The organism is Nocardioides stalactiti, assembly GCF_014180715.1.
In the GTDB taxonomy this organism is placed as follows: domain Bacteria; phylum Actinomycetota; class Actinomycetes; order Propionibacteriales; family Nocardioidaceae; genus Nocardioides; species Nocardioides stalactiti.
Genome location: NZ_JACEFC010000011.1, coordinates 32,859 through 58,510 on the forward strand (window position 1 = coordinate 32,859; position 25,652 = coordinate 58,510).

A 25,652-nucleotide genomic window follows, 5' to 3' on the forward strand; every position below is an offset into this window, starting at 1 on the left:
GGTCAGTCCTCCGGGGTGTCGTCGGTGTCGTCGGTGTCGACCTCGTCGCCCTGCGGCGGGTCGGGGATCACGGGCTCGCCCTCGTCGAAGGGGGCGGGGACCGGGGTGGGGATCACCTCGGGCTCGGGGACCTCGTCCTCGGGGAGGTAGAGGGTGGCGTCGTCGAGCGGCACCGAGACGACGCCGTCGACGGCCGGCGGGACGACGATCTCCCATGTGTCGGAGGACCAGGCGAGGCCGACGAACTTCTCGTCGGAGATCTCGACCTCGTCGCCCGGGTAGACCGGGGGCGCGCCCGTGTTGAACAGGGACAGGGCGTCCGGAGTGATGTTCTTGATGACGGCCACGGGGTGCTCCTTCGGGGCGCGGCGAACAGCCCGCCGTGTGGTGGCGGGCTGGCGGGTGGGTAGGTCAGATGCGGGCCTTGAACGCGATCTCGAACACCAGTTGCGCGACCGCGCCGCGGTCGGAGAGCCACTGCTTCAGGTCGGAGCGGGTGCCGTAGCCGACCCACTGCAGGCCGGTGACGACGTTGCCGAGACTCGGGTCCGAACGTAGGTCCGCCTCGATCAGGTCGGTGATCTGCTTCGCCGCGGCGCGGGCGGTCGTGATGTCGTTACCGCCGTCACAGCAGATGAGGAGGCAGGTCAGCGTGCCTTCCTCCTCGCGGGTCTGGGCGCCGAGTCCGTGCCATGCCTGGCGCGCTTCGGCGCTGTTGCCGCGGTCGTTGTCGGGGTCGTCCCAGCCGACCATGAGGAAGTTGTCGCCGCTGTCGTCGAGGCCGTCGCCGTCGAAAACGGTCACCGTGTCCTCGAGTAGAGCGGTCCATCGCTCGTAGAGGGTGTCGATCAGGTCGTAGACGACAGTGGTGCCCACGTCAGCCGACCAACTGGGGCATGTGCGGGGCGATCAGCTGCGACACCCGAAACGGGAACATAAACGCGGCACCAGGCACGGTGTTCGACATCTCGTTCGAGGCTGTCGATCCCGGGCGCCGGGCGGGTCCGGTCTGGGTCGCCCAGAGGTGCCGGACCATCTCCTTGACGGCGAGGACCAGGTCGGCCGGGCACGGGTCGTATCCGTGCATGTAGGTCACGTCGTACCAGCGGCTCGTGAAGGCACTGCCGTCGAGGTAGTAGGCGAGCCCGGAGGCCGCGTCGACGCGGAGATCGGCGACCGCAACGGCGGAGCCGTCGGCGTCGACGACCGCGGTGAACGCGGCCGCGGGCGAGGGAACCCGCAGGGTGCGCGGGTACGGGGTGATCCGCACCGTCCGCTCGACGGCCGCCAAGGGTCCGACCCGCTCACCGATGGCCGACTCGGCGGCGTCGATGAAGACCTGCAGCTCGGTGTCGTGCGTGAGTTTGTCGGCCGGGATGTTGAGGTGGACCTTGACGGCGTCGAGCGAGACGGTGCTCATGGATCAGGCCTTCCGCTTGCGCGGCGTGGTCGTGGTCGTCTTCGGAGTGACCTCGTCGACGACCTTCTCCGCGTCAGCGTCAGCGTCCGCCGCGGGCAGCTGCTCGCCGTCGCCCTCGATCTCGGGGAGCGGCTCACCGGCCGGAGTGACCTCGCCGGTCTCTGCGTTCACGGCCTCGCCCGCGCCGGCGAGGGGCTCGTCGGCGACGAGCACGCCCTCGATCTCGACCGCGCCGAGGTCGCGGACGTTGTCGGCGTCCTCGGGCTTCAGCGGGTCACCAGTGCCGTAGGCGAGCGTCTCCGCGTCCGGGTGCTCGTCGGGCACCAGGTCGCCGTCAGCGGTGCGCCAGAGGCGGTATCCGTCAGGCATGGTCAGCCCCCCACTTGTAGAAGAGGACGACGCGGAACTTGCCGGCCGTGAACGCCGCGGTGGCGATCACGATCTTCACGTTCCGCTCGGCAGTGGTCTTGACCGTCGTCGCGCCGGTACCGGCGGGGATGACGGACTTGCGGCCGGCGGTGAGCGCGGCCTCGAGCGAGGTGGCGAGGATGTCGCCAGCGGCCTCGGCCTGGACGGCGATAGTGCCGGTGGCCGACGCGCACGACGTCTCGATGTCGATGTAGCCGCCGGTGATGACCGACCCCGAGGGGATCGAGTTGTCACCCCGCAGCGTGATCGTGCCGACAGCGCCGCCATCGACCGCGAAGTCGTACAGCGCCTCGACGGTCTTGACGCGGGTGGTTCCTTCGATCTTGCCCATGGAGTCTCTCCTTCGGGGTGGGGGTTGGCACCCAGGGGCGCCCCGACCAGTGGCCGGGACGCCCCCGAGGCTTGGTCCGTCGGTCAGATGCCGGTGACCGTGCAGAACGCGGCGCCGCGGTACCAGACCATCGCGGCCCGGATGTTGGCGCGGATGGCCTGCTTGCCGTTGACGAAGAAGTCCGAGTGCGCGTCGGTCACCTTCACCTCGACACCGCGACGGATCGCGAGCTCGGAGAAGTTCGCGAAGTCACCGACGACGCCGGTGTTCTCCGTGAGCGCGTCGGACTGGACGACCTGCAGGCCCCAGATCCGCTCCGGGCCGGCCTCCGAGGGCGAGCCCCAGATGTAGATGCCGTCCGCGGTGCGGAGCAGGCGGACGTCCTGCCAGTCGTTCGGGTGCGTGATGTACGCCCCGGGCAGCGCCCGGCCGGTGACCCGGACCTTGGTCATGGCCTTGTAGACCGCGTCCGGCACCGGGTCGGCGCCCTTGGCCTGGGTCTGCAGGCCGCTGGCGTTCAGCACGCCGCGCAGGTTCGGGGTCGAACCGTCGCCGACGAGGACCTGGCCGTCGAGGCGCTGACGCACCATGAACGGCAGACGGTTGTTGACGTAGGCCTGGGCCCGCGCCTCGTCCTCGAGCTGCTCGTCGGTGACCGGCAGCCACACGCCGATCGACTCGACGATCGCGGTGCGCTCGGTGAGGACCAGCGCGGCCTCACCGTAGGCGCCGCCCTCGGCGCGCTCCGCGGCGTTGTTCGTGAAGGTGGTCTCCTCCATGTACTTCACCGCGGCCTGGCTGGTCGGCGTGGTCGGGATCAGGTCGAGAACCTGGATCGGACGCACGGCCTTGTCGACCACCTTGCCGGTCCGGGTGACCTCCGGGTCCCAGCCGGCGTCGGTGGTCATCAGGGTCTTCAGGTCGATGTCGAGTTCGCTCTCGCGGCCCTTCATCTTCCGCGCCTCGGACTCGGTGAAGAGCTGGCCGAAGGACTTCACGGTCCCGCCGCCCAGGTCGGTCGAGCCCTGCTCGACGCCCTTCTCGGCGCGGCCGGCGTTGGCCTCGGCCGCCTTGTGGATCGCGACCAGATTCTCGACCTCCTTCGCGAGGTCGGTGCACGCGCCGTTCAGCTCGAGCACGTAGTCGGCGACGGCCTTGCTGTCGGCCGCGCCGGACACGCTCTTGACCTTGGAGAAGTCGAGGTCGGGCCCCGCCTCCTTGAAGATCGAGCCCAGCTCGTCCTGCTTGGCCTCGAGCTTGCCGCGGGCCTCCTTGAGGGCCGGGAACTCCGGAATCGTTGCGGTCATGGGTCACGCCTCCTTGGCGAGATTGGGAGCGCACTCGTTGCGCAGCCACGCGGCGAACGCGTCCTGAGCCTTAGCGAGCGTCTCCTCGGGGATGTCCTCCTCGGCGGGTGCCGAGTCGGCGGTGAGCAGGTCGCGCGCCTTGACCAGCAGCTCCTCGAGGTCCTCGATGTGGGACTTCGACTCGTCGCTGAGGGTGCGACCCTTCGCGCCACGGAGGGCCATGACCTCGCCCGCGCGATCGAGGTAGGACTTGACGACGGCCACGACCGCGTCGCCTTCCTCGTTGAACTTGAGGCCCTTGGCGACGAGCGTGCGCGTGTTCACGCCTGCGCCCATCAGGACCGGAGAGACCTCCTTGATAAGGCCGATGTCCTCGATCACCCAGTACCGCTGACCGTCCTGCTCGACGCTCTTGCGGGTGACGTTGTTCAGCGAGTACGACCACTCCTGGAGGTCGGACTCACTCAGGCTCTTGACGACCTTGAACGCGTCCGCGCCGTGGGTGGTGTCCATGAAGAACTCGCCCTCGAGGATCGCCTCGGTCTTCGTGGTCCGGATGACGCCCTTGCCGACCGGCAGCGCGCCGTAGTGCGACTGGTGGCCGTAGGCCGAGATCACGACCTCGGTGCCGTCCTTGATCGCACCGGGCAGCGTGAGGTCGCCGTCCTTGTCGATGACGTTGAACGTCGAGAACACCGCGGACACCTGGCCCTTGTCGGCGTCCTTGATGGTGACCCCGCTGATGGTCTTGTGCATCACGCCTCCTCGGGTGACGGGTCGGGCGCAGGCGGAAGTTCGCCGGCGCCGGGCTTCTGCAGCTGGACGGAGTACAGGCCGGAGTGCTTCAGGACGGTGAGGCTGCCGGTGTCGAGGAACTCGATGACCGACTCCGGGGTGAACCCGCCGTCGAGCAGCGACTTCGCGGTCGAAGCCTGCTGGGCCTGGATCTCGGCGACGTCCTTGGAGTTGTCCCGCAGGAACGCGACGTCGCGGTCGTCGTACCAGAGCGACACGCCCTTGCCCGGCGGCGGCTTGAGGAGCCGCTCGAGACTGCCCGACGCGTTGCGCCACAGGGGGCGGATGGTCTTGTCGGCGGTGAACCGGATCGCGGCCTCGAAGTTGCCCGCGTTGAGCGACGAACCCTGCAGCCCCTCCGACAGTCCGACGACCACGGGGTGCACGCCGCCGGCCGACGCGATCCGCGTCTCGCCCGCACCCTGGGTCGCCTTGAAGTCGAGTTCCTTCATCGACGACCCGTTGAGCGTGACGTCGGCGCCGCCGCCCAGGTAGAGCGTCCGGTAGGCGTTGTCGACGCCCTCGGTCTGCGCCCGCATCTTCGCGACGAACGCCTCGAACTTCTCCGGGGTGATCTCCTTGTCGAGCGACACGACCGTCGAGATCGTCGCGCCCTGCTCGAAGAACTTGAGCTTGTGCTTCGACGCGGCCTTGTCGGCCTTGATCTCGCGGAGCACCGGGGTCAGCCACGACATGCCGCGGAACCGCGCCTCGGGGTCCGGGATGGGGGAGAAGTGCGACACCTCGTTCGGGAGGAGGAGCACCTTCTCGGCCTCCGGCGGCGCGTAGAGGTAGCCGAGCGGGCGGGTGTCGAGGTCGCGCAGGTTGCCCGACCGCGACCCGAGGATGATCGACACCCAGTCCGGCCGCATCCGCGCGATGCGCCGCGACGGCCCGGCAGCGGACGCCCCGAACCGACCGTGATCGTCGACCATCGTGTGGTAGGCGTTGCCCGCCAGGTCGGCGTCCTGGATCATCCTGCCGAGCAGGTCGCCCGTCGTACCGCCGGGCCACGGCCGCTCGAGGATCCCGAGCTCTTCGTTCGTGAACAGCGACTTGGCCTGCCCGTTGACGAACTGCCGCCAGGCGAACCGCGCCTCGGTGAACAGCGCCATCCGCGCGAGCATGATGCTGAAGACGACGCCGTTGTCCTTGAAGGCCGACTGGATGTAGCCCTCGAAGTCGTTGGCGATCCGCTCGCGGTCGTACATCGGCCCGTTGAACAGCGCGGTCGACGCCGACTGCGCGTCCGAGGACCAGAACGCCGGCTGGCTGAACGACTTCCGCCGGACCAGGACCCGCTGCGAGCGGCGCATCAGGCGTCGTCCGCCTCAGTCGTCTCGACCTCGGTCAGGAACAGGAACCCGATCCCGGCCACGCCGACCCCGGCCACGACAAAGGAGAGCGGCACAGACAGCAGCGCGAGGCCGGTCACGACCAGGCCCAGCGCCGCCACCAGCACCAGGGCGAGCAGGAGCTCACGCAACATCGGACCTCCTGAGGATCGTGGGGGCGTCAGCCGAAGGCGCCGAGGGGTTCCCGCTCGACGGGCGCGTTCAGCGCGCCGTGCGTGGCTGCGCACGCGGCTTCCAACATGTCGATGTCACCGGCAGACGCGCGGCGACCAGGCACCTTGCGGCCATCGCCGATCTCGCGGAGTTTCGCGGCGAGCACGGCCTCGTCGAGCAGCTCGTTGGCCTGATGGGTGACCCGCGCTTCGCGGACACGGTTCGTGATCTCCGACCAGGCGGCGACGTACCCGTCGATCTTCATCACGGTCACCTCGACACCGGCCGCCTCGAGCGCCGGGAGCAGGGTCGCGTCCGGGCACTTCTCGTCGACCACCACGCGGCAGCCGTGCTCGGACTGGATCCGCTTCGCCTCGCCGACCAGCCACGCCGAGCCACGGCGCCGCTCCTGCCCGTCGAGGTTGAGCATGTCGTCGCCGTACCGGTCGGCCTGAGCGATCGAGCCCCACTCGCCGCCGATCGACACCGCCAGCCCGATCGCCGCGAGCGGAGAGCCGGGGTGGTCGGCCAAGAGGTTCGGCCAGCCGGGCAGCACCGAGAGCGTCGGCTTCTCGATCGGCACAGGCTGGTTCAGGAAGAACCGACGGAAGTCCGCCTCCGACGCCTGCGGGTCGTCCCAGTAGTCGGCGATCGCGTCGAGGTCCATCCACGCCGCTGCCGGCCCGTAGGCCTCGCGGAGCGCCTTCAGTCGCTCGGACCTCTTGGAGAGGTTCCACTTCTCCGACGCCTGCACGTGGTCGAACAGCAGCTTGCCGTCAGCCTGACCGGCGGTCGCGAGGGCCTTGGCGTACTGGTGCGTTCCCTCCGCGACCGAGCCCTCGCCCTCGCCGTACATCGTCGACGTCTCGAGCATCCAGCCCGACGCGATCTTCCGCTTGAGCAGGTTCCGCACCATCGTCTGGTGCATCTTCCCGAGCTTGAACTTTCCCGACCGGGGCGGGATCCACAGGTGCGTCTCGTCGGCGACGATGTACGTCGACTTGCCGCCGTCCTTCGACTCGTTCGACGCCGTGACCGGCTCGATGAACCCGCGGCTGTTCGGCAGGTTGATCCTGGTCAGCCCGACGTCGAGGTGGCCGTAGTCCTCGAGCAGCGCGTCCGAGCACGTGTCCGCGTGGAGCACGTAATAGACGGCGTCGTAGGTGTTGCCCGCCTGACCTTCCTCGGTCGCGACGTTGAGGATCTCGACGTACTCGAGCGGCTTGCCGACCGGCTCGCCGGGCTCGTACTCGTAGCCCCAGGCCGACACCTCGCCCGACTCGGCCCAGTGGTCGAACCGGCACGGGCCCAGCGCCTCGAACGCCTCGATGAATGCCGCGAGCCCAGACTTACTCCGGCCCTTCGCCCGCGAGAGGAACGCGCGGCGCACGACCCGGGCGCCGGTCTTCGGGTTGACCCGGTACGCCTTCACGATGAAGGCGGCGAACTCGTCATCGAGCTCGATCGGCTGGCCCTGAACATCGCCCGGCCCGTGAACGAGGTAGTGCTCGATCCAGCTGATCGCCGCCCAGCCGAGCGACGGGCTACTCGTCATCGCCCACCGCTCGCAGCACACGCTGCTTCCGCGCCTTCGACGCGCTCGACGGCCGGGACGGTGCCGGCGACCCGGGCGCCGGGGTGAACTCGATCTTCAGACGCGCCCGGTCCTCGGGCGTCGCGCCGAACTTCGCGACCCGGAGCCGCAGCTCGGGCGCCTGCGAAGTGTCGCCCTGCCAGAACCGAGCGTGGATCAACGCCGTGTCCAGCAGGAAGTCCCAGTCGGTCGAGCCGTAGTTCTCCGTCAGCGGGGACTCGCCCCACATCCGCCACCAGTCCCGCGTCCGCTCCGGCCACGCGAACGGCTCGACCGTCATCGCGTCACCCTTCTTGGTGACCACGTTGAACTCCGGCAGGTCCGGCTGAGCCGCCGGCCGCGCCTCGATCGACGTCGACCCGCCGCCAGCGTTCCGCCGCCGCCGCTCGTTCGGATCCTTCGGAGCCGGGCCGCGACCTGCCATGCCTCAGCCCTCCCTCAGATCCCCCAGACCCGTACACACCGCGACACACCCAGGTGCTGGGGTCCTCGCGGTGTGGTCCTTACGTGGTTGGCCCGCCCCCGGGGTCAGAGGGTTCGTCGCACGGGTGTGGGGGGGCGGTGTCGGCGTCGGCCGCCGTCTGCGCGGTTGCACCGCTGGTGTTCGGGTCCGTGGTAGGCGGTGCGGTCGTCGGTGTGGCCGAGGTCCCAGTTGTCGCCGTGGTGGATGGGCTGGCCGCACCTGGCGCAGGGGAGTGAGCCGACCTTCTTGAGCTCGCGTGCCCAGTCGTCTCGGAGTGCGCGGTGTTCGGGTCCGTAGCCGCGGTCGGTGGTGGTGCCGGGCTTGGGCATCGGCGTTCACCCCCGGACATGCAGCGACCCGGGCCAGCAGATATCTGGTCCGGGTCGGCTGGGGGGCAGAGTGCACCGCCCCTTCGTTGCTGACGATATCAGGTTGTTCGATGCTCGTCGGGGACGATGGCGTTCATCGTTGCGAGGGTCTTGCTGATCTTCTTGAGCGCTTCGAGGAACTCGGCGTTCGCCTGGGGGCGAGCCTTGGCGAGGGCCAGAGACGCGTTGATTTCGCGCAAGGCCTTGAGATTCTCGGCGGTGCCGACCTGCGGCTGGCGCTCGGCGAGGTTGCGGATTGCGGTCTGCAGCGTGGCGAATCCGTCGGCCTTGGAGGTGAGGGCGGCGCGGGGGATCGTGTAGCCCTTGCCGACCTTCTCGGCGGGGAGGGTGTGCCGGCTGATCCGGTCGAGTACCGCCTGACGGGAGACGCCGAGGATCTCGGCGGCCTGGCTGACAGACACGAGGTCTGACGGGCTGTCCTCCCATCCTTCGCGGGCGTCGGCCTCGGCCTCGGTCATCGAGGTGACCGCGACGGTGGGATGTCCTGCGGCCTGCTCGATCGCTGCGACTGCGAGGGTGACGGCCTGCCCGACGTGCTCGGCAGGCAGGGTCACGGTGACCTCGAGCCAGCCGCGGGCCGAGGTGCCGATCGCGGGGTGCAGTGTGCTGAGGTTGGTCATCAGCTGGTCGAGCTGATCGTCGGTGAGCTGGTCGCGTGTTGCGAGCTCGACGGTGGTGGTGTGCATCTTCATGTTCCGGTCCTCGGTTCTCATCCGATGTGGTGAGGGTCCCGAGGACCGGGAGCAATATCTGTGCTCCCGGTCCTCTTCGTCCGTTGGCCTAGGGCCAGCGGAACCCTGCGCGCCTTGCCTGTGCAATCGCGTTCCTGATTGCGCGGTGGTCGCTGGCGGTGCCGGACATCGTGGTCACGAGTCGTCCGTCGAGCGTCACGATGATGTGCTGCTTCTTGGAGATTCGGACCTCGAAGCCCTGCTCTTCCAGTGCCTCGACGACCTTCTTGGTCTGCTTGTCCATTGTGGGCTACCTCCTTTCTTGTAGACAAGTCCATCTTAGCACGTCCCCTTGTCAAATGACAAGGGGCAGAAGGCTTGACACTCAGGCCGACCGGGCAGCCCGGCGATGGTCCCCGCCCGCGTCCCGGATCGCTACGGCGTCGGCCACCCGGTAGACCTTCCGGTTGCCACCGTCCCGGCCGCACGACCGGATCAGCGGCGCGAGCTCGACCGCCTGCTCGCCCTTCCGCTGCACGCGCATGACGCTCGCCCACGACCGGATCGTCGAGGCAGGGACGCCGATCCGCTGGGCGAGGTCGTCGGCGTTGAGGCGGTCGGCGTGCTTGATGTGCGCCGCCTTCACAGCGAGGTGGTACTGGTTCTCGGTGAGGTCGTCGTGGCACCGGGTGCAGCGGTAGCCGCGCTCGGCCTTGACCAGGTGGGTGCCGCACTTCACGCACGGTGCAGCGCGCTCGACCTGCTCGTCGGCGCGGAGCACCGTCTCGAGGTGGGTCTTGCACTGGGCGATCTCGCCGGCGAACGCGGGGAAGTCGATCAGGGGGTCCTGGGCGAGGTCGCTGAGGTTGCGCTTGATGTAGTCGGCCGCCGTCGTCACAGTGACGTTGGCCGTGCGGATGTGGCCGTAGTGCTCGGTGATCATCAGGTCCCAGACGCCGAGGACCCAGAGCGGGTGGTCCAGGCCGACGACGTCGTCGCGGTGGTTGCGGTAGCCGTGCTTGCGTCGCTGCTGCCACTGCTTGACGTGGGCGGTGGGCCCGAGGAGGTGGGCGGCCTCTGATCGGTTGCCGCGCGTCAGGAGCTCGTCGACGAGGGGGAGGCCGGTCAGTTCGACGATGCGCTCGATGTTGGTACGGATCTCGCTGATGCAGTTGGGGCAGGTGAGGTCGGTGACGTGCTCGCGGTCGCAGGTGCTGCAGTGGGGTCGGGTGCAGGGCTGGCAGCCGTCGCAGTCCCAGGCGAGAGGCGGATGCCAGCCGACCATCGGGCAGGCCACGGGGTCGTGGCGGTTGCGAACCAGACGGGGTTGGTCGCGCGCGATCCGGTAGCAGCTCAAGGTCGTCCCTCCTGGGGGTGGACAGGGGTGGACATGTCCACCCCTGGGGTGCGTCGGCCTTGCACCTGCGGATGAGAAAATTCAGTTCTGACCTGGGCTTTTGCATTCGGTGCCCATGAAGGAGGCCGTTGCCAGGGGTGGACATGTCCACCCCTGTCCACCCCTGTGTTCGGGGTCACGAGTCGGCCCTCAGGCGGTACTTGCCGGTCGTGTTGCCGTGCCCGGTCGCTGCGGCGTCGTGCTCGATCTGTCCGGCTTCGATAAGCCGGTCGAGGGCGGGGTCGAAGTGTTCTCGGTCGCGGCCAGGCAGCGCGCCGCGCAGCGTCTTCCGTGATGTCCAGTCGCCTTCGCGGCGGAGCTTGCGGGTGATCCCGCGGCAGGCCCGTTGTACGGCGGCGTCGGCGAGCCGTTCGTCGACGTGCACGGCGCGGGCGGCTTCGGCGTCGGCGCGGGCGGTGTTGGCGGCGGTGGTCTTCTGCTGGAGGGTGGCGACGACGCGTGCTCGGGTGGCGTCGGACTTGGCCTGGACGATCCCGGCGAGGTCCCAGTCGGTGCCGGTGATGTCGAGGCGTTGGTCGGCGAGGGCGAGGGCGGCGGCGGTCTTGAGGCGGGCGAGGAGGGCGTGTCCGTCGAGGGCTTCGCCGTGGCCGCGGAGGCGGGCGAGGCGGGCCTCTACGACGGTGTCCTTGGCGGTGTCGCAGACCCCGATGCGGATCCCTCCGTGGCCGGCGCGGTCGCTGACGTAGGGGGCGTTCCAGGTCCAGGGCTTGGGTTCGTCGGGTGCGTCGGTGGGTGCGTCGGGGTCGGTGGCGGGCATCCAGAGGAACCGTTGGGGTGTGCCGCCGTCGGCGTCGTCGAGGAGGCACGCGGCGCGCCCGGGTTGGATGCCGGCGACGAGGCACATGCGGTACTGGTGGGCTTCGACGATGATCCGCTTGGTGGGGTCGGCGTACCCGAACCCGAGCTGTTCGCCTGTCCATCCGGAGCGAAGTTGGGGCATGAGGGTCGCGCCGCGCCGGTCGCCTTGGGCGGCGAGGGAATCGATTTCGGGGACGGAGAAGAGGACGGCGTGGCGGTCGTCGAGCCATTCGAGGTCGCCCTTGACGCGGCGCTTGTAGCCGTGGGCGATCCCTTCTCCGCTGCCGACGTTGTGGCTGGTGATGTAGCCGACGTGGAGGGCGTCGGCTGCGACAGCTTCGGCTGCGCCCTTGCCGGCGCCGGAGGGGCCGACGAGTCCGATGAAGAGGTTGAGGGAGGCGCGGCCGCCGACGATCGGGGGGATGCAGACCTGGTGGGGGGTGGCGGTGATGATGCGGGCGAGTGCGACGCCGAGGACGGCCCAGGGGGAGACGCGGCGGGCGCGGGCGAAGGTGTGGAGGTGGGTGAGGATCGGTCGGGCGCCCCAGAACGCGTCTTCGTCAACGGCGGGGGAGGTGAGGTCGGTGGGGTTGACGATGGTGACCTGGGGGTCGTAGGTCAGGGTCGGGGTGCGGGGGTGTTGGGCGCCGGCGCGCATGGCGGAGGTGTCGTCGTCGCGGAGGACGGTGTCGATCTCGTGTTGGGGCAGTCCGGCTTTGCGGGCGGCGTCGGCGAGGGTGGTGCGGACGAGGTCTTGGGTGATGGTTCCGGCTCCGATGTGTCGGCCCATGTTGAACCAGGCCTTGTTGAGGGCGTGGTTCCTAGTGCCTTCGGGGGCGGTGGCGACGAGTTCGGTTTCGCCGCGGAGTGCAGCGAGGGCGTAGGGCGCGGCGTCGTGGTCGCCGTTGATGATCGTGAACTTCGGCGGGTCGGCGACGGTGGGGGCCGGGGGCTTGAGGCTGTCGAAGTACCCGATGACTAGCTCACCCTTTCGCTTGGAGCGACGCCGTTGTTGCGTCGGACGGTCGGCGTACGGTCGAGATCGAGAGGCGGCACCAGGTCGCCGCACACGGAAGGGGTCCTGCCATGCCAGGTCCGCACGGCGACGCCCACAAGGCGTTGCTCATGGAAATCACCCGTCAGGTCGAGGCCATCAAGAGCCACGACTTCGGCCCGATTCACGAGGCCGAGCTGGTCCGGGATCTCGCTCTGGCGTTCCGCTACACCTCCGGCGGGCCGCAGCCTGGGACGCCGGTCGCTCCGAGCAGCGACTAGCCTCACTGCGCCTTTCACGCTGCACCGACCAGGGACTCAGCGACGGCGGCGATCAGGTCGCGCGCGGCTGGCGGCGTGACGGCGTTGCCGGCGAGCTTGACGCGCTCGCGGCGGGTGCCTGCCCACAGGTAGTCGGCGGGGAACGCCATCCCGGCGGCGACCTCGTGGGGCTCGAGCATCCGGAACATGCAGTCGTCGACCTGCGCCTCGGCGGCGGCGATCTCGCCGGGGGTGACGAGGGACTGGTGGCCGCTGGTGGTGAGGGTGCGGAGGTACTCGGCTGCGGGGGTGAGCATCTCGCCGCCGTCGCCCTTGCTGCTGTTGTGCCGCTGGATGAGCGCGTAGCGGTCGACCGTGGTGAGGGTGCCGACCGGCTTGTCGACGGGCTGGGAGCCCTCGGCGTTGCCGTAGTACGGCGTCAGCATCGCCGACGTCTCCCGGGTCGTCATGGTCCGGTGCGGCTCGTCGGTGGACCGGGCGTCGTCGTTCCACGTCCCGCCGGCAGGCACCACGAGGCCGTGGTGGTTCCCGGACGCGGTGATCGTCGAGAGCGGGTGTGATGCGGGCCGGGCGTCCGACCCGCCACCCCGGAGCTCAGCGATGAAGGACGGCTTGGGGTCGGGGCCATGGAGGTGATCGGGCCACGAGTAGCCGTGCGGGTTGGGCTTGCCGCACGTCGGGCAGATCCAGACCTCGTCAGTTCCGCCGTCGACGGAGACGAGCGCATCGAGGTGGCGTGAGGTCTGGGTGCGGAGCGGCTGGCTGGCGCTGTTCACCCGGTCGCCTGCCCGTCCCTCGAGGGGCACGACGAGCCCCTTCGACTCGATCGTGTGCAGCACCTTGAGCGGCTCGGACATGGGCCACGCCCGGTAGTAGGCGTTCGGGTCGCCGAAGCTCTTGTGCTTCGGGTCGGCGGCGTCGTACTGGTTGCCGGACGCCTCGATGTGGAACGCGCCCCAGTACTTCGCGATCCCGGCCGCGATCCGGCGGCGGGTCTTCTCGGCGAGGTCCTTCGTCCGGTCGCCGATCCGGGAGCCCCGGAGCGACCAGTCGATCGCGGCGGCGGCCGGAAGGTAGCCGGGCTCGACCGTGGTCCCGCACCCGGCGTGGAGGTAGACGTACTGCGACCGGTACTTCCCGACCGTGCGGCCGTTCTTGAAGACCTGCTGCGACTCGACGACGGCCGAGCACTCCGGGCACCACGCGAGCGGCCGCATGACGGCGTCGATGTTCGGCGCACGGTTGCCCTTGAGCCAGAACACGATGTAGAGCCGGTCGCGGGACTGCGGCGCCGGGTCGCCGTGCGCCTGGGCGTGCATGCTGTTGAGCGACACGACCCGGAACTCGTAGCCGAGGTTGATCAGGCCCTTGCGCCACAGCGCCCACTCGGGGGCGTACTTCCGGTTGGTCGCGATGTCGACGACGTTCTCGATCACCCCGGCCCGGTAGCGGTGGTGCTCGACGAACCGGAGGACGTCGAACATCAGCAGCCGGGAGCGGCGGACGATCGCCGTCTCGGGGTCCTCGTCGACGAGGTCGGGGTTCAGCAGCTCGAGGAGGTCCCCGTCGAGCGACGTCGAGATCGACGAGTACTTCGCGCCGGACGCCTGAGACCACTTGGTGCACTCGGGGGAGGCCCACAGGATGTCGGTGCGGGGGAAGTAGCGGGGGTCTTCCTCGTGGAGGTCGACGGCGGCGTGGTCGGCGTCGGGGTGGTTGCTGTTGTGGACCTCGACGGCGAGGTCCCAGTGGTTGGCGGCCATGCGGACCTGAATGCCGGGCACGGCGATCATGCCGGTGCTCGATCCGCCACCGCCGCAAAACAGATCGGTCACGGTGAGGGTCATGCTGCTCCTCCGAGCTGCTGGTGGGCGGTGGCGTAGGCCTCGACGACAGCGCCCTTGATCCGGCCGCGGCGGACCTGGTCGAGGAGGCCGACGGAGACGGCCCAGACCTTGACGTCGTGGCTGGTGACGCCGAGCTGCTGCAGACGCTTGGTGACGCGGTCCTCGGCCTTCTTCCGTCGGGTCCTCGGGGCACCGGTGCGCTTCGGGAGCGGCCGACCACCCTCGCCGCGGATCGCGTCAGTGATCTTCTGCTCGAGGGTGAGGAGCCGGGCGAGCTCGCGGCGGTTCCCGGCGCGGGTGGCGCTGTCGATCTCGTGGCGCACCCGTCGCTCGAGGGTCTGGAGCTGTTCGAGGCGGGTGCGGGACTCGACGGCCCTCATGCTGCGTCCTGGTCGTGTTCGGGGCAGCCGGGGTCGTAGCCTCCGGAGTCCTGGTGGCGGGGGTCGCAGGTGCACGTGTCCGGCGCCATCACGCCGCCCCGTCCGTGAGGTCGAGGTTGGGGGTGCCGAGGAACTCGTAGTGGCCGGGGTGGTGGTTGTCGTACTTCCGCGCCGCCTCCTCTGTGATCACCGATGGCGGCGCGACGACGTACCCGCCCTTGCCGCGGTAGTCGACGCCCGGGACGATGCCGGCGCGGTTCCCGTCACCGGTCGCGGGAACGTAGATGTGCATCCCGCCCGGACGGGGGGTGAGGACCTTGGCGAGCTGGTCGGCGTCGACCTTCGCGAACACCTCGTCCCAGTGCCGGGCACGGCTGGTCTGTCCGGGGAGGCCGTCGATGTCAACGACGTCGACGCGATGTCCGGTGGCGAGTCCGATGTTGGCGTCGGGCTCGGCGTTCCACCAGCCGTTGACGACGTCGGGGTTGGAGGATCCGTCGAGGCAGCCATTGGAGCCCTTGAAGGGGATCTTGGTGCCCGGGATGAGAGGGAAGACGCGGAACCCGCGGGCGGCGTACCAGAGCGCGACCGAGTGGAGGGTCGCGGCCTTGCGGCGTTCACGAGCGAGGCGGTCGAGCTCGTCGACGACCTTCTCGGCCGCAGCGGCTCGGGTGTCGTCGCCGGCGCGCCAGGCTTCGATGAGCTCGGCCTCGGCCTCCTCGAGCGTCTGCGGGCCGCTCATCGGAGGGCCTGACGCAGTTGGTGAACGAGGAACTCGGGCTCGATGTCGGGGTCGTCGCCGTAGGCGGCCAGGATGCCCTCGACCATGCCGATGCGTTGGAGCAGCGCGAGCACTCGCCGTCCCTGGATGGCGCCGCCGTTCTTCGTGTCCGCGGGGTAGTTGAGGTCCCAGTCGATCGCGTCGTCGCGCCAGGCGACGTACGCCGACCCGTCGAAGTCCGGAAGGACGTGAACGGGGTGGAACCCTCGCGCGGCCTCCTCGGCCTTGCGTTTGCGGGCTTCGCTGTTCGGGGCGCCGATCACTTCGTCACCTTCTTCATCGGGTCAGGCCTTCTCTCGGTCCGCGGGTTCGAGGTGTCTTCGGCACGTCCCACCCGGCTTCCCCTGCGCGGATGGGACGCACCGGAGGCACCTAGAACGGGGCCTCCTCCTTCACCGGCTCCGACGAGCTGGCGGAGGCCGCCGGGGCCTTCGCGGAGGCGCTGGCGCCGGCGCCGCGGGCGACCTTGATGCCGAACTCCTTGACCGTGCCCTTCTCGGTCTTCACGAGGTTCTGCAGCTCGATCTTCACCAGGTCCCCGACGTCGAGCGCCGCCGCGCGGACCGCGCGCTTGAGGGACACCTGCCCGCAGTTGAGGACCACGAGGTCACCGGCCGGGTAGTCGGTGCGGTCGCCGTCCTTGTTGAACGACGCCGCGGGGTCGGTGAGCTCGACCTGCAACTGCGGGCAGGGGTCGCCGGCGAAGTCGGTGCCGCCGCGCTCGTCGTACGCGAGGACCTTCCCGGTGACGTGCTGCCCGACCTTGCTGCCCCAGCCGATGAACGCCCCACGGGGGACGTCGATCTCTTCCCAGTTCGTCATGTCCTTCTCCTTGCTCTTCTCAGTGGTCCCGGGCGCCGGTGTTGGCGGCCGGGGGCTTGTTGATCCGCTCGAAGCGGTTGATCCACGCGCGGGCCGGGCGCAGACGCTCCCCGGTGGTCTCGCAGACCAGACCCCGCGGTGTGGTGAGGACGCGGCGCAGGCAGTCGTCGCAGGACAGGCCGTGCCCGACGTGGACCTCGCACCGGTGGTTGGTCCAGACGATCCACTCGGCCGGCTTCTCGCAGCTGTGCCAGCCGCAGGGGAGGTCGATCTCTTCGCCGACGATGTCGGCGACGTCGAGCTGCTCGGCGGTCATGACGCCTCCCGCCCGAGGCTTTTGATGTGGGTCTTCGCGACCGCGGTCAGGGTGTCGGTCCACGCCACGGCGTTGTTCGCCCACAGGTCGCGGACCATGTCCGCGGTGTCGCAGGCGCGGATCATCCGGTCGAGCTTCTGCTGCTCGTTCTCGACCTGCTGGGTGACCTTCGCCTGGTCCGCCTTCTCCCGGCGCAGTGACGGCCGTGGTGGGGGCCCGAACGGTTCGGTGAGGAGGTCGAACTGGTGCTTGCAGGACGACACGTTCCGGCCGGCGCAGTCGGCGCAGAGCCGGGCGCCCCACACGTCGCGGGCGACGAGGACGGACTCCCACCCGGCCTCGAGGTCGACCCACACGAGTTCAGCGGTGCCCGCGCCGGCGGGCATGTGGTAGATGATCCCGCGGCTGGTGGAGCAGCCGTGGGGGGTGCGTTCGGCGGTCTCGACGTCGTAGAGGTAGGACCGGGAGTAGACCGCGAGCTGCATCGCGATCTTCCGGACGCCGAACTCGATGCTCCCGGTCTTGGTGTCGGCGATGTACCGCTCGCCCTTGTACTCCACGATCCGGTCGGGGGTCCCGGCGATGCGGAGCGTGTCGAGGACGGTGGGGTGCTCGATGTGGATGACTTTGAGGTCCGCGGTGGCCTCCTTGTAGGCGCGCAGCGACGCGACGACGTCGTCGGGGAGCGTCTCGGGGAGGTCCTGGCCGCGGTCGACGAGGTCGGTGAGGGCGTGGAGGGCGGTGCCCTTCGTCGCGGCGCTGCTGGCCTTGGCGGCCTCGGTGGCCTGGTCGACGAGGGTGTTGAGCCGGTTCTTGTCGTCCTTGTGGGCGAGGACGGCGAGGCGGAGGTCGTCACGCTCGGCGATCCCGAGCGCGGTCATGCGCTGCTTCCAGAGCTCGAGGTTGTAGCGGTTGTCGAGGACGTCGACGTACGACGTGCACCGCTTGTAGGGGACCGGGCGGCCGCCGTCGGTGGGCGTGATCTTGGGGCGCTTCCACTGGTCGCGCTTGAACTCGGGGTGGACGACGAGCGCGCTCACGACGACGCCACCTCCCCGGCGCCCGTGGCGAGGAGTTCGCCGTCGGTGGTGCAGGGGCAGCGGGGGACGTCCTCGAGGACGGGGTGGCGGCACGGGGTGTAGATGCAGGCCACGCCGTCGCGGCGGCCGTGGTTAATCGACCGGGACCCGAACGACTGGCCGCAATGGTCGCAGAACAACACCTCGACCTGGCCGCGGATGATGACGTCCCGCGGGGTGGCCTCGACGCCGGCGAGGAGGGTCCGGTTGGGCTGGCGGGCTGTGTAGAAGGCGCGCTGCAGCTCGCGGAGGTGCTCGGCGGCGTCGGAGTCGACGGCGGGCTCGACCGACGCGACGGTGAGCTTCACGCCGCGGGTGTCGCCGGAGTCCTCGGACCGCTCGTCGACGATGAGCTCGACGATCGCGATGTGGCGGGACCCGAGCTTGGCCCACATCTTCGCGGCGAGGTCGGGGGTGACGCCGGTGTCCTTGCAGGACGCGGCGGCGATCTTGGCGGTGGTGGTGCTCACTGGATCTCCTGGGTGTGGGCGCGGTCGAGGTCGTGGATGTCGATGAGGACGCGGCAGGGTCCGCGGTCGGGGTCTCTGCGGAGGTCGGGTCCGATGAGGTGGTGGTCGTTGTCGTCGGGAATGACGCGGGCGTCGACGAGCCCGTCGACGATGGGCTTGGCGACGTAGGGGTAGAGGTTGGAGACGTCGCGGCGGCGGAGGTCGGGGAACCGGAAGGTGAGGACGATCCGGATGCGTTGGTGCCAGGCCTGGCCGATGTCGGCGTGGCCGTAGGCGTCGAGGGCGGCGCGGTTGGCGAGGTCGCGCCAGTAGGCGCAGACCTCGGCGCGCTTGTAGTAGTGGATCCGCCGGTTCCCGGTGACGAGGTGCCGGGTGTCGATCGTGTCGATGGTGATCGGGATCATCGGACGACGCCCCAGCACAGGAGGAGCCACGTCGCGGCGAGGCCGAGGGTGAGGCCAACGACGGTGAGGGTGATCTGGTCGGGCCGGTTCATCGAACGACTGCCTTGTGCTTGGCCGCCTCGCGTCCGTAGGTCACGGGGAAGTGGGCGGGGCACGGCCCGACGTCGGGCCCGGCGCAGGTCGCGCGGCTGCCCTCGACGGTGTGCCCGCCGGGGCCGCCGAGGTGGATGAGAGTCGGCTCGCCGCGGTGGTTGGGGACGAGCGTGAGGATGCGGTTCACGGGTAGACTCGCTTTCGTTGGTGGGGTCCGGTCGCTGCCAGGCGATGAGCCGGACCCCGCTGGCTTTTCAGGAGGCGACGCAGGTCTTCTGAGCGGTGGGGTCGCTCACGCGTCCTCCAGCTCGGAGAACCACTGCTCGAGCTCGGCGACGCTGTAGAGCTCCTTGGTGACTTGGCCGTCGGAGCGGTGGCTCACGGCCTTCGGGTGGAGTCGGCCTTCGTCGCGGGCGCGCTTGACGACGTCGATGGAGACGCCGAGCATCTGCGCGGCCTCCTTGCGGGTCACCGCGATCCGAGGGAGGGCGGAGACGACCATCAGGCGGCGCCCCGGATCCCGGCGATGCGCTCCGCTGCCGCCACAAGCTCGGAGACGGGGCGCTTGGTCACCCGTGCGACCGCGACGATCTCGTTCCACTGAAACGCGATGTGCCCGTTCATCCGGCGAGAGAAGGAGTTGTCCGCGAGTCCGATCTGGCTCGCGCACTGGCTGATGGTCAGTCCGGCCTCGACGATCGCAGCGCGGATAGCCTGCTGCATCGCTACGTCATGAGGTTCGTTATGTGCCACATATGGAACTTAACCTTCCATCTGCAGCCGATTCAAGTTCAATACGTGCCAGATATGGCATTTCTTGACCAGTCGGGACAGAATCAGACACATGGAAGCCGACGACGAGTGGACTGAGCGCCTTCTTGTCGCGCTCGGGCACGAGATCAAGGCGATGCGCGTGAAGCGCGGACTGTCGCGCGACGAAGTGGCTGAGCTCGCGCGCATCACCGCGCGCCAGGTCGGGAAGATTGAGCGCGGCGAACGAGGGCAGTTCAGCGAGGTCTGGAACGTCGCCCAGGCTCTTGATGTCGCCCTATCTTGGCTCGTCTCGGAGGCCGAGGTCGCCGAAGATGGCCGCACAGGCGATGCCACCGTGATCCATACGCCCGACGGCCAGACCTACCTGATGCCCCCCGAGGCCCGGGTTAGATGGGGCTTCACACGCAGCGCGTCTGCGCGAGGCTTCCAGCCAACACCTGAGCACGCGGCCGACCACGATCTTGCGGCTGACGACCAGGATGTCGACCCGTACGACGAAGCCGAGGAGACCGAACGCAGCACCTGAGGGCCAGCGAGAAATCGAGTTTCGGTGGGACAGGCTGATCTGGTCCGTGCAAAGGTGATTGGGTGTTCAGGGCCGTCTCGCGTGTGGTTGCGACTGGGTTCGTCGTGGGGGTGCTCGCATCGTGCTCAGCGGAGACTGGTGTGAGTCCTTCTGACAAAGACGAAGCCGCTGCACTGGAGCGAAAGCTTGAGAACGAGGAGCTCCGAGAAGAGGAGCGTGAACAGCGTCGTGAGGCTCGCTACTGGCGAGACCGCGAGGTATCGGATCGCCTGAGGGATCGGGCGCTGGACCTGGAAGCGCGGGCGCACTACTTTCCGTCGCCAATCAATGAGCGGCGCGCAGCTCTGGCTAAGGCGAGGGCGGACATCTGGGATGACCACTCTTACCGGTCGAACGGCTACGACTGCCCGCCGCAGGCGCCCATCAAGGGGAACTGGTCGTTCACCAGCCGCCGAACTGCTCGCATCTATCACTTGCCGACCTGGCTCTACTACGGCGCAACGATCCCTGAGGAGTGCTTCAAGAGCGAAGAGCAGGCGCGACGCCGCGGCTTCCGCCCTTCGAGGATCCGCCGATGAACGTGCTCTGTCGGAACCGCCTGCCAGGATCCGTGCCCTGACAGCGGCCGCCATCCGGGTGCGGCTGGTCGGCGGAGAACCGGGAGAACGCCAGAGGCCATGACGCGCAGGTGAGCCGAGACCGCCTCGACCTGGTCTTCCAGCACTGCGCCGACCTCGGCATCGAAGTCGAGTGGGCCGACCTCGGCGACCGCCGCCGCGGCGAGTACCACTGGATCGACGACCGCATCGTCCTCAGCCTCCGCCTGACCCGGGCCCAGGCAACAGCCACCCTCGCTCACGAGCTCGGCCACCAGAAGTTCGGCGACCGCTGCTCCTCCCGCCGGGCCGAACGCCGCGCATGGGAGTACGGCGCCGCCTTCCTCATTACCCCGGCGCAGTACGCCACCGCCGAAGACCTGGCCGGCCACCACCTGTCCGCGCTCGCGGTCGAGCTCGGCGTCACCCCGAAGTTGATCGAGGCGTGGCGACGGTGGTGGGAGACTCGCGGAAGGCAGCTTCACGAGAGACACCAGAAGCGTGACGCTTGACCATTTGCCTGCGGCCCTCGTCTCGCCGACCTAGCCTGACCGCCATGTCACCCCGCGGCTTTCTCCCGGCGCTGTCCCTTCCTCTAGCTCTTCTCGCAGGGTGCGGCGAGGATTCGACTGGCGACGCAAAGCCCGTCGAGACCGTCACCGCGACCGCGACGGTCACCGTGACGCCGGAGACCTTCGAGTCCGACTCGGCGGCACCAACGACATCGCCCGCCGAGGATCCATTCGCACCGAACGTAGGGGAGCGTGCGCTCAAAGTCGGACAGACCCGGGTCGGTCAGTCGATCGAGACCACGCTCGAAGAGGTGAAGATCCCGTACCCGCCGGCTCAATACCGCGAACCTCAAGCCGGCAACGTTTTCCTCGGGCTGCGCATCGAGCAGTGCCTTGCCGAGGATGGCCCCAACGACATCTTCTCCACGTCGGCCCACGACTGGTCCGCCGTCGCCCCGGACGGTAGCGAGTACAAGGACAGCGGGTCGTCGTGGAACGACTGGCCAACGCCTCGGTTCTCCGAGTACGTCACGATGATTCCCGGGCGATGCATCAAAGGGTGGATCGCGTACGAGGTGCCGCAGGGCGCCAAGATCGCAAGCTTGCTCTGGAGGCCTGACGGCGTGACCACAGCCGAGTGGCTGCCGAGGTGAAACCAGGTCGACGAGGGCATGGTCACGATTCGGCGAGGATGGTGGACGTCCTGGCGAAATCGGCTACCGTGACAGAAGACGCCGCCGCCCCGAGCCGTACGGAGCGATTTCCTTCAGCAAGAACCTCTCCGGCTCGGTGGCGGCGGCGCCAGTTTTGGAGCAGCTGTCCTAGCCGCGGAGCCGCTCAGCCAGCGCGAGGACGAAGTCCCGCTGGGTTTCGTCCATCGACTGCAGGTCGTCAGCCGTCAGCCGCACGCTCAGGTTGAACGACACGATCGCCTCGGTGTCGACCGACGGGTTGGGCCGCGCCGTGCTCGCACTGGTCGAGGCGGTGAGCTCGGCCGCGTTGGCCTCCGACTCGTTCTCGACGCTGTCGACCTTCTCGTCGTCTGCCGCGTCGGCCGGCGCCTCCTCGATGCTCCGCAACCGGATCTGGCCTTCCTCGCGCACGACGAGGCCCACCCACTCGAGCCACTCCAGGATCATCGTCAGTTGCGACCCGTGGTCGGTTGCTCCGGCGGCCTTAGCCAACTCGACCAGGGCCAGCGACTCGCGGATGGGCTGTCCGCTCTCAAGCATGGGCTGCAACGTTTCCCAGAACCAGCTGCGGGCGACCTCGGCGCGCATCTGCGCGGTCGCCTCGAACTGGGCGGTCGGGTCGACGCTGACGTGCTGGTTCCATGCGAGGGTGCCAGGGCTGGCGGTGTAGTCTCCACGCGCCTCGGCGAGCTCGAACCAGCCGGCCGACCGAAAGAACCGCGAGTTCAACCCACCGGTCTCGCCCTTGAGCCCGATCGCCGCGGACATCGCGTAGGAGTCCGAACCCCGCCGGTTGTTGCCGCTGGTGATGGCGACGTTCTTCAGTACCGCGACCTGGTTCGAGAAGCTAAGCCGGTCGGTCGGCAGGGGGCGGGCGGCCCGCGCCTTCTTCGGTGCGCGGACCGGACGGTCCGTGCCGCTGCCGTTGTCTCCGCCGGTCGGAGGGGCCGCCGCGGAACCGCGGTCGGTGATGTCGTGGCCTGCCTCGAAGCGAGCCGCGTCGTCCTGCACCGAGTGCAGGTGGGTAGTGCTGGTCATGCCGATCTCCTTGATCGAGACGTGAGCCCCTCGACCGGGATTGATCGGGGAGCGATTTCCATTCAGCAGGGCTCACGCTACCACCAGCGGTGGGTCGACGGCCGCAGGCGCCGACGAGAACCGGAGGTAAAGGAGATGCCTTCATGATCTCGGCATGCTGTTCGAACTGGTGTCCAAGTCCGCAGGTCAGGGCGAGTTTCTCCTGCATTTTCCGAGGATTCCTTCCATTTCCCGCGGACAGTGATGTCACTCCTGGGCGTTCAAATGCGGCGAAATTCCGCTTGAGGCGAACAGGCCCTCCATCGGCGTGGCGCGGCTCGTCAGCCGAGCTGCAGTCGGTCGGCCACGAGCTCGAGCGCGGCCATCGCGCGCTCGGTGCGGACGTGCTGGTAGCCACGGGTCGTCAAGATCGAGCTGTGCCCCATGATCGCGACGATGACAGCCGGGTCAACGCCGCACTCGAGCAGGAGGGTCGCTGTCGTGTGTCGGGCCTCGTGGATCGAGAACAGGCGCCCGGCGGGATGCTGCACGTCGGCGGCCTGCTGGAGTCCGTACCACTCCTCGTCGTCGACCTTGTAGTACGTCGGCGCCCCATCGAGGTTCGGCCAGACGAGTCCGTGCGGGTTGTCGGTGATCAGGTCGGCCTGGACCTCGCGCCATGCGAGCAGGGCGTCCCGCATCACGGGGACGATCGGGATGACCCGGTAGCCGGCCTTCGACTTGGGGCGCACCAGGTGAAGTGCGCCCTGCAGGTGTCGGACCTCGTAGCCGTCGGGGATCCGGAAGCCCGAGGTCCGGTCGCGCGCGATCCGGTAGGGGAGTGCCTGGGCCTGCCACTCGACGGTGATGGTGTTCGCGTCGAGGTCGACCGACGGCCACGTGAGGCCGAGGCTCTCGCCCTGCCGCATCCCTTGCAGCAGGGCGGCGAGGAAGCGGGAGCCGTGATGGAGCGATCCGGCCCAGGGGAGGATCGCGAGGGCCTGCTCGACGGTCATGGCGTCGCGGTCGGTGACGGCCTTCCGCGGTGCCTTCACGGCGAGCAGCCGGGGGTGGACGGTGTGTCCTTCGAGCATCGCCGCCTTGAGCATGGTCATGAGGACGGAGTGGGTGCGCAGCTCGGTGCTGGAGGAGCGGCCGGCCTTGCGTTGGGCGGTGGCGACGGCGCGGATGTCGGCGGGAGTGAGTTCGGCGAACTTCTTGTGGCCGATCGTCGGGATGATCCAGAGGTTCACCGCTGCCCGGGCGCTGACGAACGACGAGGGGCGCATGGTTCGTTCGGCCATGGGCAGCCACTCCTCGGCCCAGGACTTCGTGGTGGCGCGGGCGGAGACCACGGGCGTGCCGTTGGAGTCGATCTCGACCTGCTTCTTCTGCAGCTTGCGCTTGGCTTCAGCCTTGGTCTTGGCGGAGACGGTGACGCGACGTCGCGCGCCAGTGGCGGTCCACCCGGCCTCGATCGTGCCGATCCAGAGACCGTCGCTCTTGCGCTGGTAGACGCTGCCGCTGCCGTAGTCGCGTCGGGTGGTGGTCATGACTGCCCGCCTGTAGCCATTTCTGTAGCCATCTTGAACATGCTACCTGACATTGATTGGAACTGAATCACGCTCAACGGAGCGGTTTTGAGGCCCGTCACAGAGCGATTCTAGCAACTCGTAATGACTAGGTCGTCGGTTCGATTCCGACAGGCGGCTCCAACGGAACCCGGTCCCTGATGGGGCCGGGTTTCTGTGTTCGCGCCTCCGCTGGCGGAACCTCACTTTGGGCCGTTGTATGTACTGGATTCAGTACATATCCTGGGGTGGTGGATTGCGCAGATCTGGTCGGGATGCTCCTCGAGGAGTCGGGCATGACCAAGTCGGCCCTCTCGGAGGTGTCCGGGGTGAGTCGGTCGCTCCTCGACGGCTACCTCAAGGGCACGACCCAGCCGTCCCTCCCGCAGCTCGAGCGGCTTGCCGCCGCCGCCGGGCGGCGCATCGAGGTGACGGTGAAGAGGCGGCTCGAGATCTCCGAGTCGTTCATCGCGGTGCTCGAGCTCGGCGAGCTGTTCCCCCGCAAGGAGAAGGACCCGCTCCCGGACCTGAGCGACGTGTGGGCGCTGGCCTCTCGGCGGGCAGCAGCCCATGCCTGAACGACCAGCTCCCCTCCTGCTCCAGCGCCTCCTGTCGGTCCATCGGACGCTCGAGGCGGCCGGCCTTCCGCATGCGGTGGGTGGAGCCTTGGCCCTGGCTGTCCACACGCGGGACCCTCGGTTCACGGCCGACATCGATCTCAACGTCACGGCTGACACCGCCCATCCGGAGATCCTGTTCGCAGCGCTGCCTGACGATCTCGAGATCCATGGGGCCGCTCGTTCCGAGGTCCGCCAGGTGGGGCAGACCAGGCTCTGGTGGCGCGACCCCGACACGCCGCTCGACCTGTTCCTGCCCGTCCATCCGACCTACCACGAGCTCGTCGTCGACCGGGCAGAGCCTGCCCGCTTCCTGAGTGACGACATCCTGGTTCTCACAGCGACCGACCTGATCGTCTTCAAGGCACTCTTCAACCGCTCGAAGGACTGGGTCGACATCGAGACCTTGATCCAGGACGGCAGTGGTGACGTCGGAGAAGCCGCGGCCTGGATCGACGAGATCACCGGCGATCACTCCCGCGGGGATCGCCTGCGCCGCATCAGGTCCGACCTGCCCGGCGCGACCTGAGGCGCCGCGTTGGCGCGCCGTGCGTCCAGCACGACGACCGCGATCCCGGCGGCGACCCAGAGGCCGCAGATGACGAGCAGGGTCGATCGGAAGCCGGAGGCACCGCCGCCGAACGCGGCGAGCAGCGCGGGGCTCGCGGCACTGCCGATGGTGAAGCCGAGGAAGCGGAGCACCTGGTTGAAGGCGAGCGCCGACGCGGTCTCTCCCTGGGGGAGGTGCGGGACCATCA

Annotated in this window: 37 protein-coding genes; 7 read left to right on the forward strand and 30 right to left on the reverse strand. The window is 68.9% G+C overall.

Annotated features, from left to right (window positions below; all coding sequences use genetic code 11):
• Nucleotides 1–2: 2 nt before the first annotated feature.
• From H0487_RS03820 to H0487_RS03890, 15 genes are all read right to left on the reverse strand, one after another.
• On the reverse strand, nt 3–347 hold the full coding sequence (locus H0487_RS03820; RefSeq protein ID WP_183092906.1) for a hypothetical protein: 345 nt from the start codon (nt 345–347) through the stop codon (nt 3–5).
• Nucleotides 348–411: 64 nt separating this feature from the next.
• On the reverse strand, nt 412–876 hold the full coding sequence (locus H0487_RS03825; RefSeq protein WP_183092907.1) for a hypothetical protein: 465 nt from the start codon (nt 874–876) through the stop codon (nt 412–414).
• 1 nt (nt 877) lies between these two features.
• Complete coding sequence (locus H0487_RS03830) at nt 878–1,420, reverse strand: head-tail connector protein (protein WP_183092908.1); 543 nt, start codon at nt 1,418–1,420, stop codon at nt 878–880.
• Between the two features lie 3 nt (nt 1,421–1,423).
• Nucleotides 1,424–1,789: a hypothetical protein gene (locus tag H0487_RS03835; RefSeq protein WP_183092909.1), complete on the reverse strand. Its 366-nt coding sequence runs from the start codon at nt 1,787–1,789 to the stop codon at nt 1,424–1,426.
• A complete protein-coding gene (locus tag H0487_RS03840; protein WP_183092910.1) occupies nt 1,782–2,180 on the reverse strand; it encodes a hypothetical protein in 399 nt (132 codons plus the stop codon). The genes H0487_RS03835 and H0487_RS03840 overlap by 8 nt, the downstream gene beginning before the upstream one ends.
• Before the next feature lie 83 nt (nt 2,181–2,263).
• Complete coding sequence (locus H0487_RS03845) at nt 2,264–3,487, reverse strand: phage major capsid protein (protein WP_183092911.1); 1,224 nt, start codon at nt 3,485–3,487, stop codon at nt 2,264–2,266.
• Between the two features lie 3 nt (nt 3,488–3,490).
• Nucleotides 3,491–4,243, reverse strand: a complete 753-nt coding sequence (locus H0487_RS03850) for an HK97 family phage prohead protease (protein ID WP_183092912.1) — start codon at nt 4,241–4,243, stop codon at nt 3,491–3,493.
• On the reverse strand, nt 4,243–5,598 hold the full coding sequence (locus H0487_RS03855; protein ID WP_183092913.1) for a phage portal protein: 1,356 nt from the start codon (nt 5,596–5,598) through the stop codon (nt 4,243–4,245). Before H0487_RS03855 ends, H0487_RS03850 begins: the two co-directional genes overlap by 1 nt.
• Complete coding sequence (locus H0487_RS03860; protein ID WP_183092914.1) at nt 5,598–5,771, reverse strand: hypothetical protein; 174 nt, start codon at nt 5,769–5,771, stop codon at nt 5,598–5,600. The genes H0487_RS03855 and H0487_RS03860 overlap by 1 nt, the downstream gene beginning before the upstream one ends.
• 26 nt (nt 5,772–5,797) lie before the next feature.
• Nucleotides 5,798–7,345 carry a terminase large subunit domain-containing protein gene (locus H0487_RS03865; RefSeq protein ID WP_183092915.1) on the reverse strand — a complete coding sequence of 516 codons (1,548 nt, stop codon included), beginning with the start codon at nt 7,343–7,345 and terminating at the stop codon, nt 5,798–5,800.
• Nucleotides 7,335–7,808 (reverse strand): phage terminase small subunit, encoded by a 474-nt coding sequence (locus H0487_RS03870; protein WP_183092916.1) that lies wholly within the window; start codon nt 7,806–7,808, stop codon nt 7,335–7,337. Before H0487_RS03870 ends, H0487_RS03865 begins: the two co-directional genes overlap by 11 nt.
• Nucleotides 7,809–8,274: 466 nt before the next feature.
• Nucleotides 8,275–8,928, reverse strand: coding sequence for a helix-turn-helix domain-containing protein (locus H0487_RS03875; protein ID WP_183092917.1), 654 nt, complete (start codon nt 8,926–8,928; stop codon nt 8,275–8,277).
• Nucleotides 8,929–9,016: 88 nt separating this feature from the next.
• Nucleotides 9,017–9,211: a hypothetical protein gene (locus tag H0487_RS03880; protein WP_183092942.1), complete on the reverse strand. Its 195-nt coding sequence runs from the start codon at nt 9,209–9,211 to the stop codon at nt 9,017–9,019.
• Between the two features lie 81 nt (nt 9,212–9,292).
• Nucleotides 9,293–10,264 (reverse strand): hypothetical protein, encoded by a 972-nt coding sequence (locus H0487_RS03885; RefSeq protein ID WP_183092918.1) that lies wholly within the window; start codon nt 10,262–10,264, stop codon nt 9,293–9,295.
• Between the two features lie 175 nt (nt 10,265–10,439).
• Nucleotides 10,440–12,191: a hypothetical protein gene (locus H0487_RS03890; RefSeq protein WP_183092919.1), complete on the reverse strand. Its 1,752-nt coding sequence runs from the start codon at nt 12,189–12,191 to the stop codon at nt 10,440–10,442.
• 17 nt (nt 12,192–12,208) lie between these two features.
• Between H0487_RS03890 and H0487_RS03895 the strand changes: the two genes are divergently transcribed.
• Nucleotides 12,209–12,397, forward strand: coding sequence for a hypothetical protein (locus H0487_RS03895; protein ID WP_183092920.1), 189 nt, complete (start codon nt 12,209–12,211; stop codon nt 12,395–12,397).
• 14 nt (nt 12,398–12,411) lie between these two features.
• Here H0487_RS03895 and H0487_RS03900 read toward each other — a convergent pair whose 3' ends face one another.
• The 12 genes from H0487_RS03900 to H0487_RS03955 form a co-directional block, all read right to left on the reverse strand.
• Entirely contained in the window at nt 12,412–14,232 is a 1,821-nt protein-coding gene (locus H0487_RS03900; RefSeq protein ID WP_312855810.1) for a DNA cytosine methyltransferase, read from the reverse strand.
• A gap of 8 nt (nt 14,233–14,240) precedes the next feature.
• Complete coding sequence (locus tag H0487_RS03905; RefSeq protein WP_183092922.1) at nt 14,241–14,624, reverse strand: hypothetical protein; 384 nt, start codon at nt 14,622–14,624, stop codon at nt 14,241–14,243.
• Nucleotides 14,625–14,712: 88 nt separating this feature from the next.
• The gene (locus tag H0487_RS03910) at nt 14,713–15,366 is read right to left on the reverse strand and encodes a bifunctional DNA primase/polymerase (RefSeq protein ID WP_183092923.1); all 654 of its coding nucleotides are present in this window, start codon (nt 15,364–15,366) and stop codon (nt 14,713–14,715) included.
• On the reverse strand, nt 15,363–15,668 hold the full coding sequence (locus H0487_RS03915; protein WP_183092924.1) for a hypothetical protein: 306 nt from the start codon (nt 15,666–15,668) through the stop codon (nt 15,363–15,365). The genes H0487_RS03910 and H0487_RS03915 overlap by 4 nt, the downstream gene beginning before the upstream one ends.
• A 109-nt stretch (nt 15,669–15,777) precedes the next feature.
• Nucleotides 15,778–16,227: a hypothetical protein gene (locus H0487_RS03920; RefSeq protein ID WP_183092925.1), complete on the reverse strand. Its 450-nt coding sequence runs from the start codon at nt 16,225–16,227 to the stop codon at nt 15,778–15,780.
• 19 nt (nt 16,228–16,246) lie between these two features.
• Nucleotides 16,247–16,543: a hypothetical protein gene (locus tag H0487_RS03925; RefSeq protein WP_183092926.1), complete on the reverse strand. Its 297-nt coding sequence runs from the start codon at nt 16,541–16,543 to the stop codon at nt 16,247–16,249.
• Complete coding sequence (locus H0487_RS03930; RefSeq protein WP_183092927.1) at nt 16,540–17,583, reverse strand: PD-(D/E)XK nuclease family protein; 1,044 nt, start codon at nt 17,581–17,583, stop codon at nt 16,540–16,542. Before H0487_RS03930 ends, H0487_RS03925 begins: the two co-directional genes overlap by 4 nt.
• Nucleotides 17,580–18,092, reverse strand: a complete 513-nt coding sequence (locus tag H0487_RS03935) for a hypothetical protein (protein WP_183092928.1) — start codon at nt 18,090–18,092, stop codon at nt 17,580–17,582. The genes H0487_RS03930 and H0487_RS03935 overlap by 4 nt, the downstream gene beginning before the upstream one ends.
• Nucleotides 18,089–18,496, reverse strand: a complete 408-nt coding sequence (locus H0487_RS03940) for a RusA family crossover junction endodeoxyribonuclease (protein ID WP_183092929.1) — start codon at nt 18,494–18,496, stop codon at nt 18,089–18,091. Before H0487_RS03940 ends, H0487_RS03935 begins: the two co-directional genes overlap by 4 nt.
• 88 nt (nt 18,497–18,584) lie before the next feature.
• Nucleotides 18,585–18,776 carry a hypothetical protein gene (locus H0487_RS03945; RefSeq protein ID WP_183092930.1) on the reverse strand — a complete coding sequence of 64 codons (192 nt, stop codon included), beginning with the start codon at nt 18,774–18,776 and terminating at the stop codon, nt 18,585–18,587.
• 105 nt (nt 18,777–18,881) lie between these two features.
• Nucleotides 18,882–19,091, reverse strand: coding sequence for a helix-turn-helix domain-containing protein (locus H0487_RS03950; protein WP_183092931.1), 210 nt, complete (start codon nt 19,089–19,091; stop codon nt 18,882–18,884).
• Nucleotides 19,091–19,312, reverse strand: a complete 222-nt coding sequence (locus H0487_RS03955) for a hypothetical protein (protein ID WP_183092932.1) — start codon at nt 19,310–19,312, stop codon at nt 19,091–19,093. The genes H0487_RS03950 and H0487_RS03955 overlap by 1 nt, the downstream gene beginning before the upstream one ends.
• A gap of 121 nt (nt 19,313–19,433) precedes the next feature.
• Between H0487_RS03955 and H0487_RS03960 the strand changes: the two genes are divergently transcribed.
• The 4 genes from H0487_RS03960 (at nt 19,434) to H0487_RS03975 (ending at nt 21,650) form a co-directional block, all read left to right on the forward strand.
• Nucleotides 19,434–19,889 carry a helix-turn-helix domain-containing protein gene (locus H0487_RS03960; protein ID WP_183092933.1) on the forward strand — a complete coding sequence of 152 codons (456 nt, stop codon included), beginning with the start codon at nt 19,434–19,436 and terminating at the stop codon, nt 19,887–19,889.
• 140 nt (nt 19,890–20,029) lie between these two features.
• Nucleotides 20,030–20,467 (forward strand): sunset domain-containing protein, encoded by a 438-nt coding sequence (locus H0487_RS03965; RefSeq protein WP_183092934.1) that lies wholly within the window; start codon nt 20,030–20,032, stop codon nt 20,465–20,467.
• 110 nt (nt 20,468–20,577) lie between these two features.
• Nucleotides 20,578–20,997, forward strand: coding sequence for an ImmA/IrrE family metallo-endopeptidase (locus H0487_RS03970; RefSeq protein ID WP_183092935.1), 420 nt, complete (start codon nt 20,578–20,580; stop codon nt 20,995–20,997).
• A 44-nt stretch (nt 20,998–21,041) separates the two neighbouring features.
• A complete protein-coding gene (locus tag H0487_RS03975) occupies nt 21,042–21,650 on the forward strand; it encodes a hypothetical protein (RefSeq protein WP_183092936.1) in 609 nt (202 codons plus the stop codon).
• Between the two features lie 168 nt (nt 21,651–21,818).
• On the opposite strand, the gene H0487_RS03980 is transcribed toward H0487_RS03975, so the two are convergent.
• Nucleotides 21,819–22,727, reverse strand: coding sequence for a hypothetical protein (locus H0487_RS03980; RefSeq protein WP_183092937.1), 909 nt, complete (start codon nt 22,725–22,727; stop codon nt 21,819–21,821).
• 320 nt (nt 22,728–23,047) lie between these two features.
• The gene (locus tag H0487_RS03985; RefSeq protein WP_183092938.1) at nt 23,048–24,259 is read right to left on the reverse strand and encodes a tyrosine-type recombinase/integrase; all 1,212 of its coding nucleotides are present in this window, start codon (nt 24,257–24,259) and stop codon (nt 23,048–23,050) included.
• Between the two features lie 269 nt (nt 24,260–24,528).
• On the opposite strand from H0487_RS03985, the gene H0487_RS03990 reads away from it, so the two are divergent.
• Complete coding sequence (locus tag H0487_RS03990; RefSeq protein ID WP_183092939.1) at nt 24,529–24,855, forward strand: helix-turn-helix domain-containing protein; 327 nt, start codon at nt 24,529–24,531, stop codon at nt 24,853–24,855.
• Nucleotides 24,848–25,423: a hypothetical protein gene (locus H0487_RS03995; protein ID WP_183092940.1), complete on the forward strand. Its 576-nt coding sequence runs from the start codon at nt 24,848–24,850 to the stop codon at nt 25,421–25,423. Before H0487_RS03990 ends, H0487_RS03995 begins: the two co-directional genes overlap by 8 nt.
• Here H0487_RS03995 and H0487_RS04000 read toward each other — a convergent pair.
• A partial coding sequence (locus H0487_RS04000) for a hypothetical protein (RefSeq protein ID WP_220793057.1) occupies nt 25,366–25,652 on the reverse strand: 287 nt, incomplete at its 5' end. The two genes, H0487_RS03995 and H0487_RS04000, sit on opposite strands and share 58 nt — an antisense overlap.

Excerpts from the sequence above, each read along its gene's own strand:
- H0487_RS03830 (WP_183092908.1), bottom strand. The coding sequence starts at position 1,420 with ATGAGCACCGTCTCGCTCGACGCCGTCAAGGTCCACCTCAACATCCCG.
- H0487_RS03835 (WP_183092909.1), bottom strand. The coding sequence starts at position 1,789 with ATGCCTGACGGATACCGCCTCTGGCGCACCGCTGACGGCGACCTGGTG.
- H0487_RS03840 (WP_183092910.1), bottom strand. The coding sequence starts at position 2,180 with ATGGGCAAGATCGAAGGAACCACCCGCGTCAAGACCGTCGAGGCGCTG.
- H0487_RS03845 (WP_183092911.1), bottom strand. The coding sequence starts at position 3,487 with ATGACCGCAACGATTCCGGAGTTCCCGGCCCTCAAGGAGGCCCGCGGC.
- H0487_RS03850 (WP_183092912.1), bottom strand. The coding sequence starts at position 4,243 with ATGCACAAGACCATCAGCGGGGTCACCATCAAGGACGCCGACAAGGGC.
- H0487_RS03855 (WP_183092913.1), bottom strand. The coding sequence starts at position 5,598 with ATGCGCCGCTCGCAGCGGGTCCTGGTCCGGCGGAAGTCGTTCAGCCAG.
- H0487_RS03860 (WP_183092914.1), bottom strand. The coding sequence starts at position 5,771 with ATGTTGCGTGAGCTCCTGCTCGCCCTGGTGCTGGTGGCGGCGCTGGGC.
- H0487_RS03865 (WP_183092915.1), bottom strand. The coding sequence starts at position 7,345 with ATGACGAGTAGCCCGTCGCTCGGCTGGGCGGCGATCAGCTGGATCGAG.
- H0487_RS03870 (WP_183092916.1), bottom strand. The coding sequence starts at position 7,808 with ATGGCAGGTCGCGGCCCGGCTCCGAAGGATCCGAACGAGCGGCGGCGG.
- H0487_RS03875 (WP_183092917.1), bottom strand. The coding sequence starts at position 8,928 with ATGAAGATGCACACCACCACCGTCGAGCTCGCAACACGCGACCAGCTC.
- H0487_RS03880 (WP_183092942.1), bottom strand. The coding sequence starts at position 9,211 with ATGGACAAGCAGACCAAGAAGGTCGTCGAGGCACTGGAAGAGCAGGGC.
- H0487_RS03895 (WP_183092920.1), top strand. The coding sequence starts at position 12,209 with ATGCCAGGTCCGCACGGCGACGCCCACAAGGCGTTGCTCATGGAAATC.
- H0487_RS03905 (WP_183092922.1), bottom strand. The coding sequence starts at position 14,624 with ATGAGGGCCGTCGAGTCCCGCACCCGCCTCGAACAGCTCCAGACCCTC.
- H0487_RS03910 (WP_183092923.1), bottom strand. The coding sequence starts at position 15,366 with ATGAGCGGCCCGCAGACGCTCGAGGAGGCCGAGGCCGAGCTCATCGAA.
- H0487_RS03920 (WP_183092925.1), bottom strand. The coding sequence starts at position 16,227 with ATGACGAACTGGGAAGAGATCGACGTCCCCCGTGGGGCGTTCATCGGC.
- H0487_RS03925 (WP_183092926.1), bottom strand. The coding sequence starts at position 16,543 with ATGACCGCCGAGCAGCTCGACGTCGCCGACATCGTCGGCGAAGAGATC.
- H0487_RS03940 (WP_183092929.1), bottom strand. The coding sequence starts at position 18,496 with ATGATCCCGATCACCATCGACACGATCGACACCCGGCACCTCGTCACC.
- H0487_RS03950 (WP_183092931.1), bottom strand. The coding sequence starts at position 19,091 with ATGGTCGTCTCCGCCCTCCCTCGGATCGCGGTGACCCGCAAGGAGGCC.
- H0487_RS03955 (WP_183092932.1), bottom strand. The coding sequence starts at position 19,312 with ATGCAGCAGGCTATCCGCGCTGCGATCGTCGAGGCCGGACTGACCATC.
- H0487_RS03960 (WP_183092933.1), top strand. The coding sequence starts at position 19,434 with ATGGAAGCCGACGACGAGTGGACTGAGCGCCTTCTTGTCGCGCTCGGG.
- H0487_RS03975 (WP_183092936.1), top strand. The coding sequence starts at position 21,042 with ATGTCACCCCGCGGCTTTCTCCCGGCGCTGTCCCTTCCTCTAGCTCTT.
- H0487_RS03980 (WP_183092937.1), bottom strand. The coding sequence starts at position 22,727 with ATGACCAGCACTACCCACCTGCACTCGGTGCAGGACGACGCGGCTCGC.
- H0487_RS03985 (WP_183092938.1), bottom strand. The coding sequence starts at position 24,259 with ATGACCACCACCCGACGCGACTACGGCAGCGGCAGCGTCTACCAGCGC.
- H0487_RS03995 (WP_183092940.1), top strand. The coding sequence starts at position 24,848 with ATGCCTGAACGACCAGCTCCCCTCCTGCTCCAGCGCCTCCTGTCGGTC.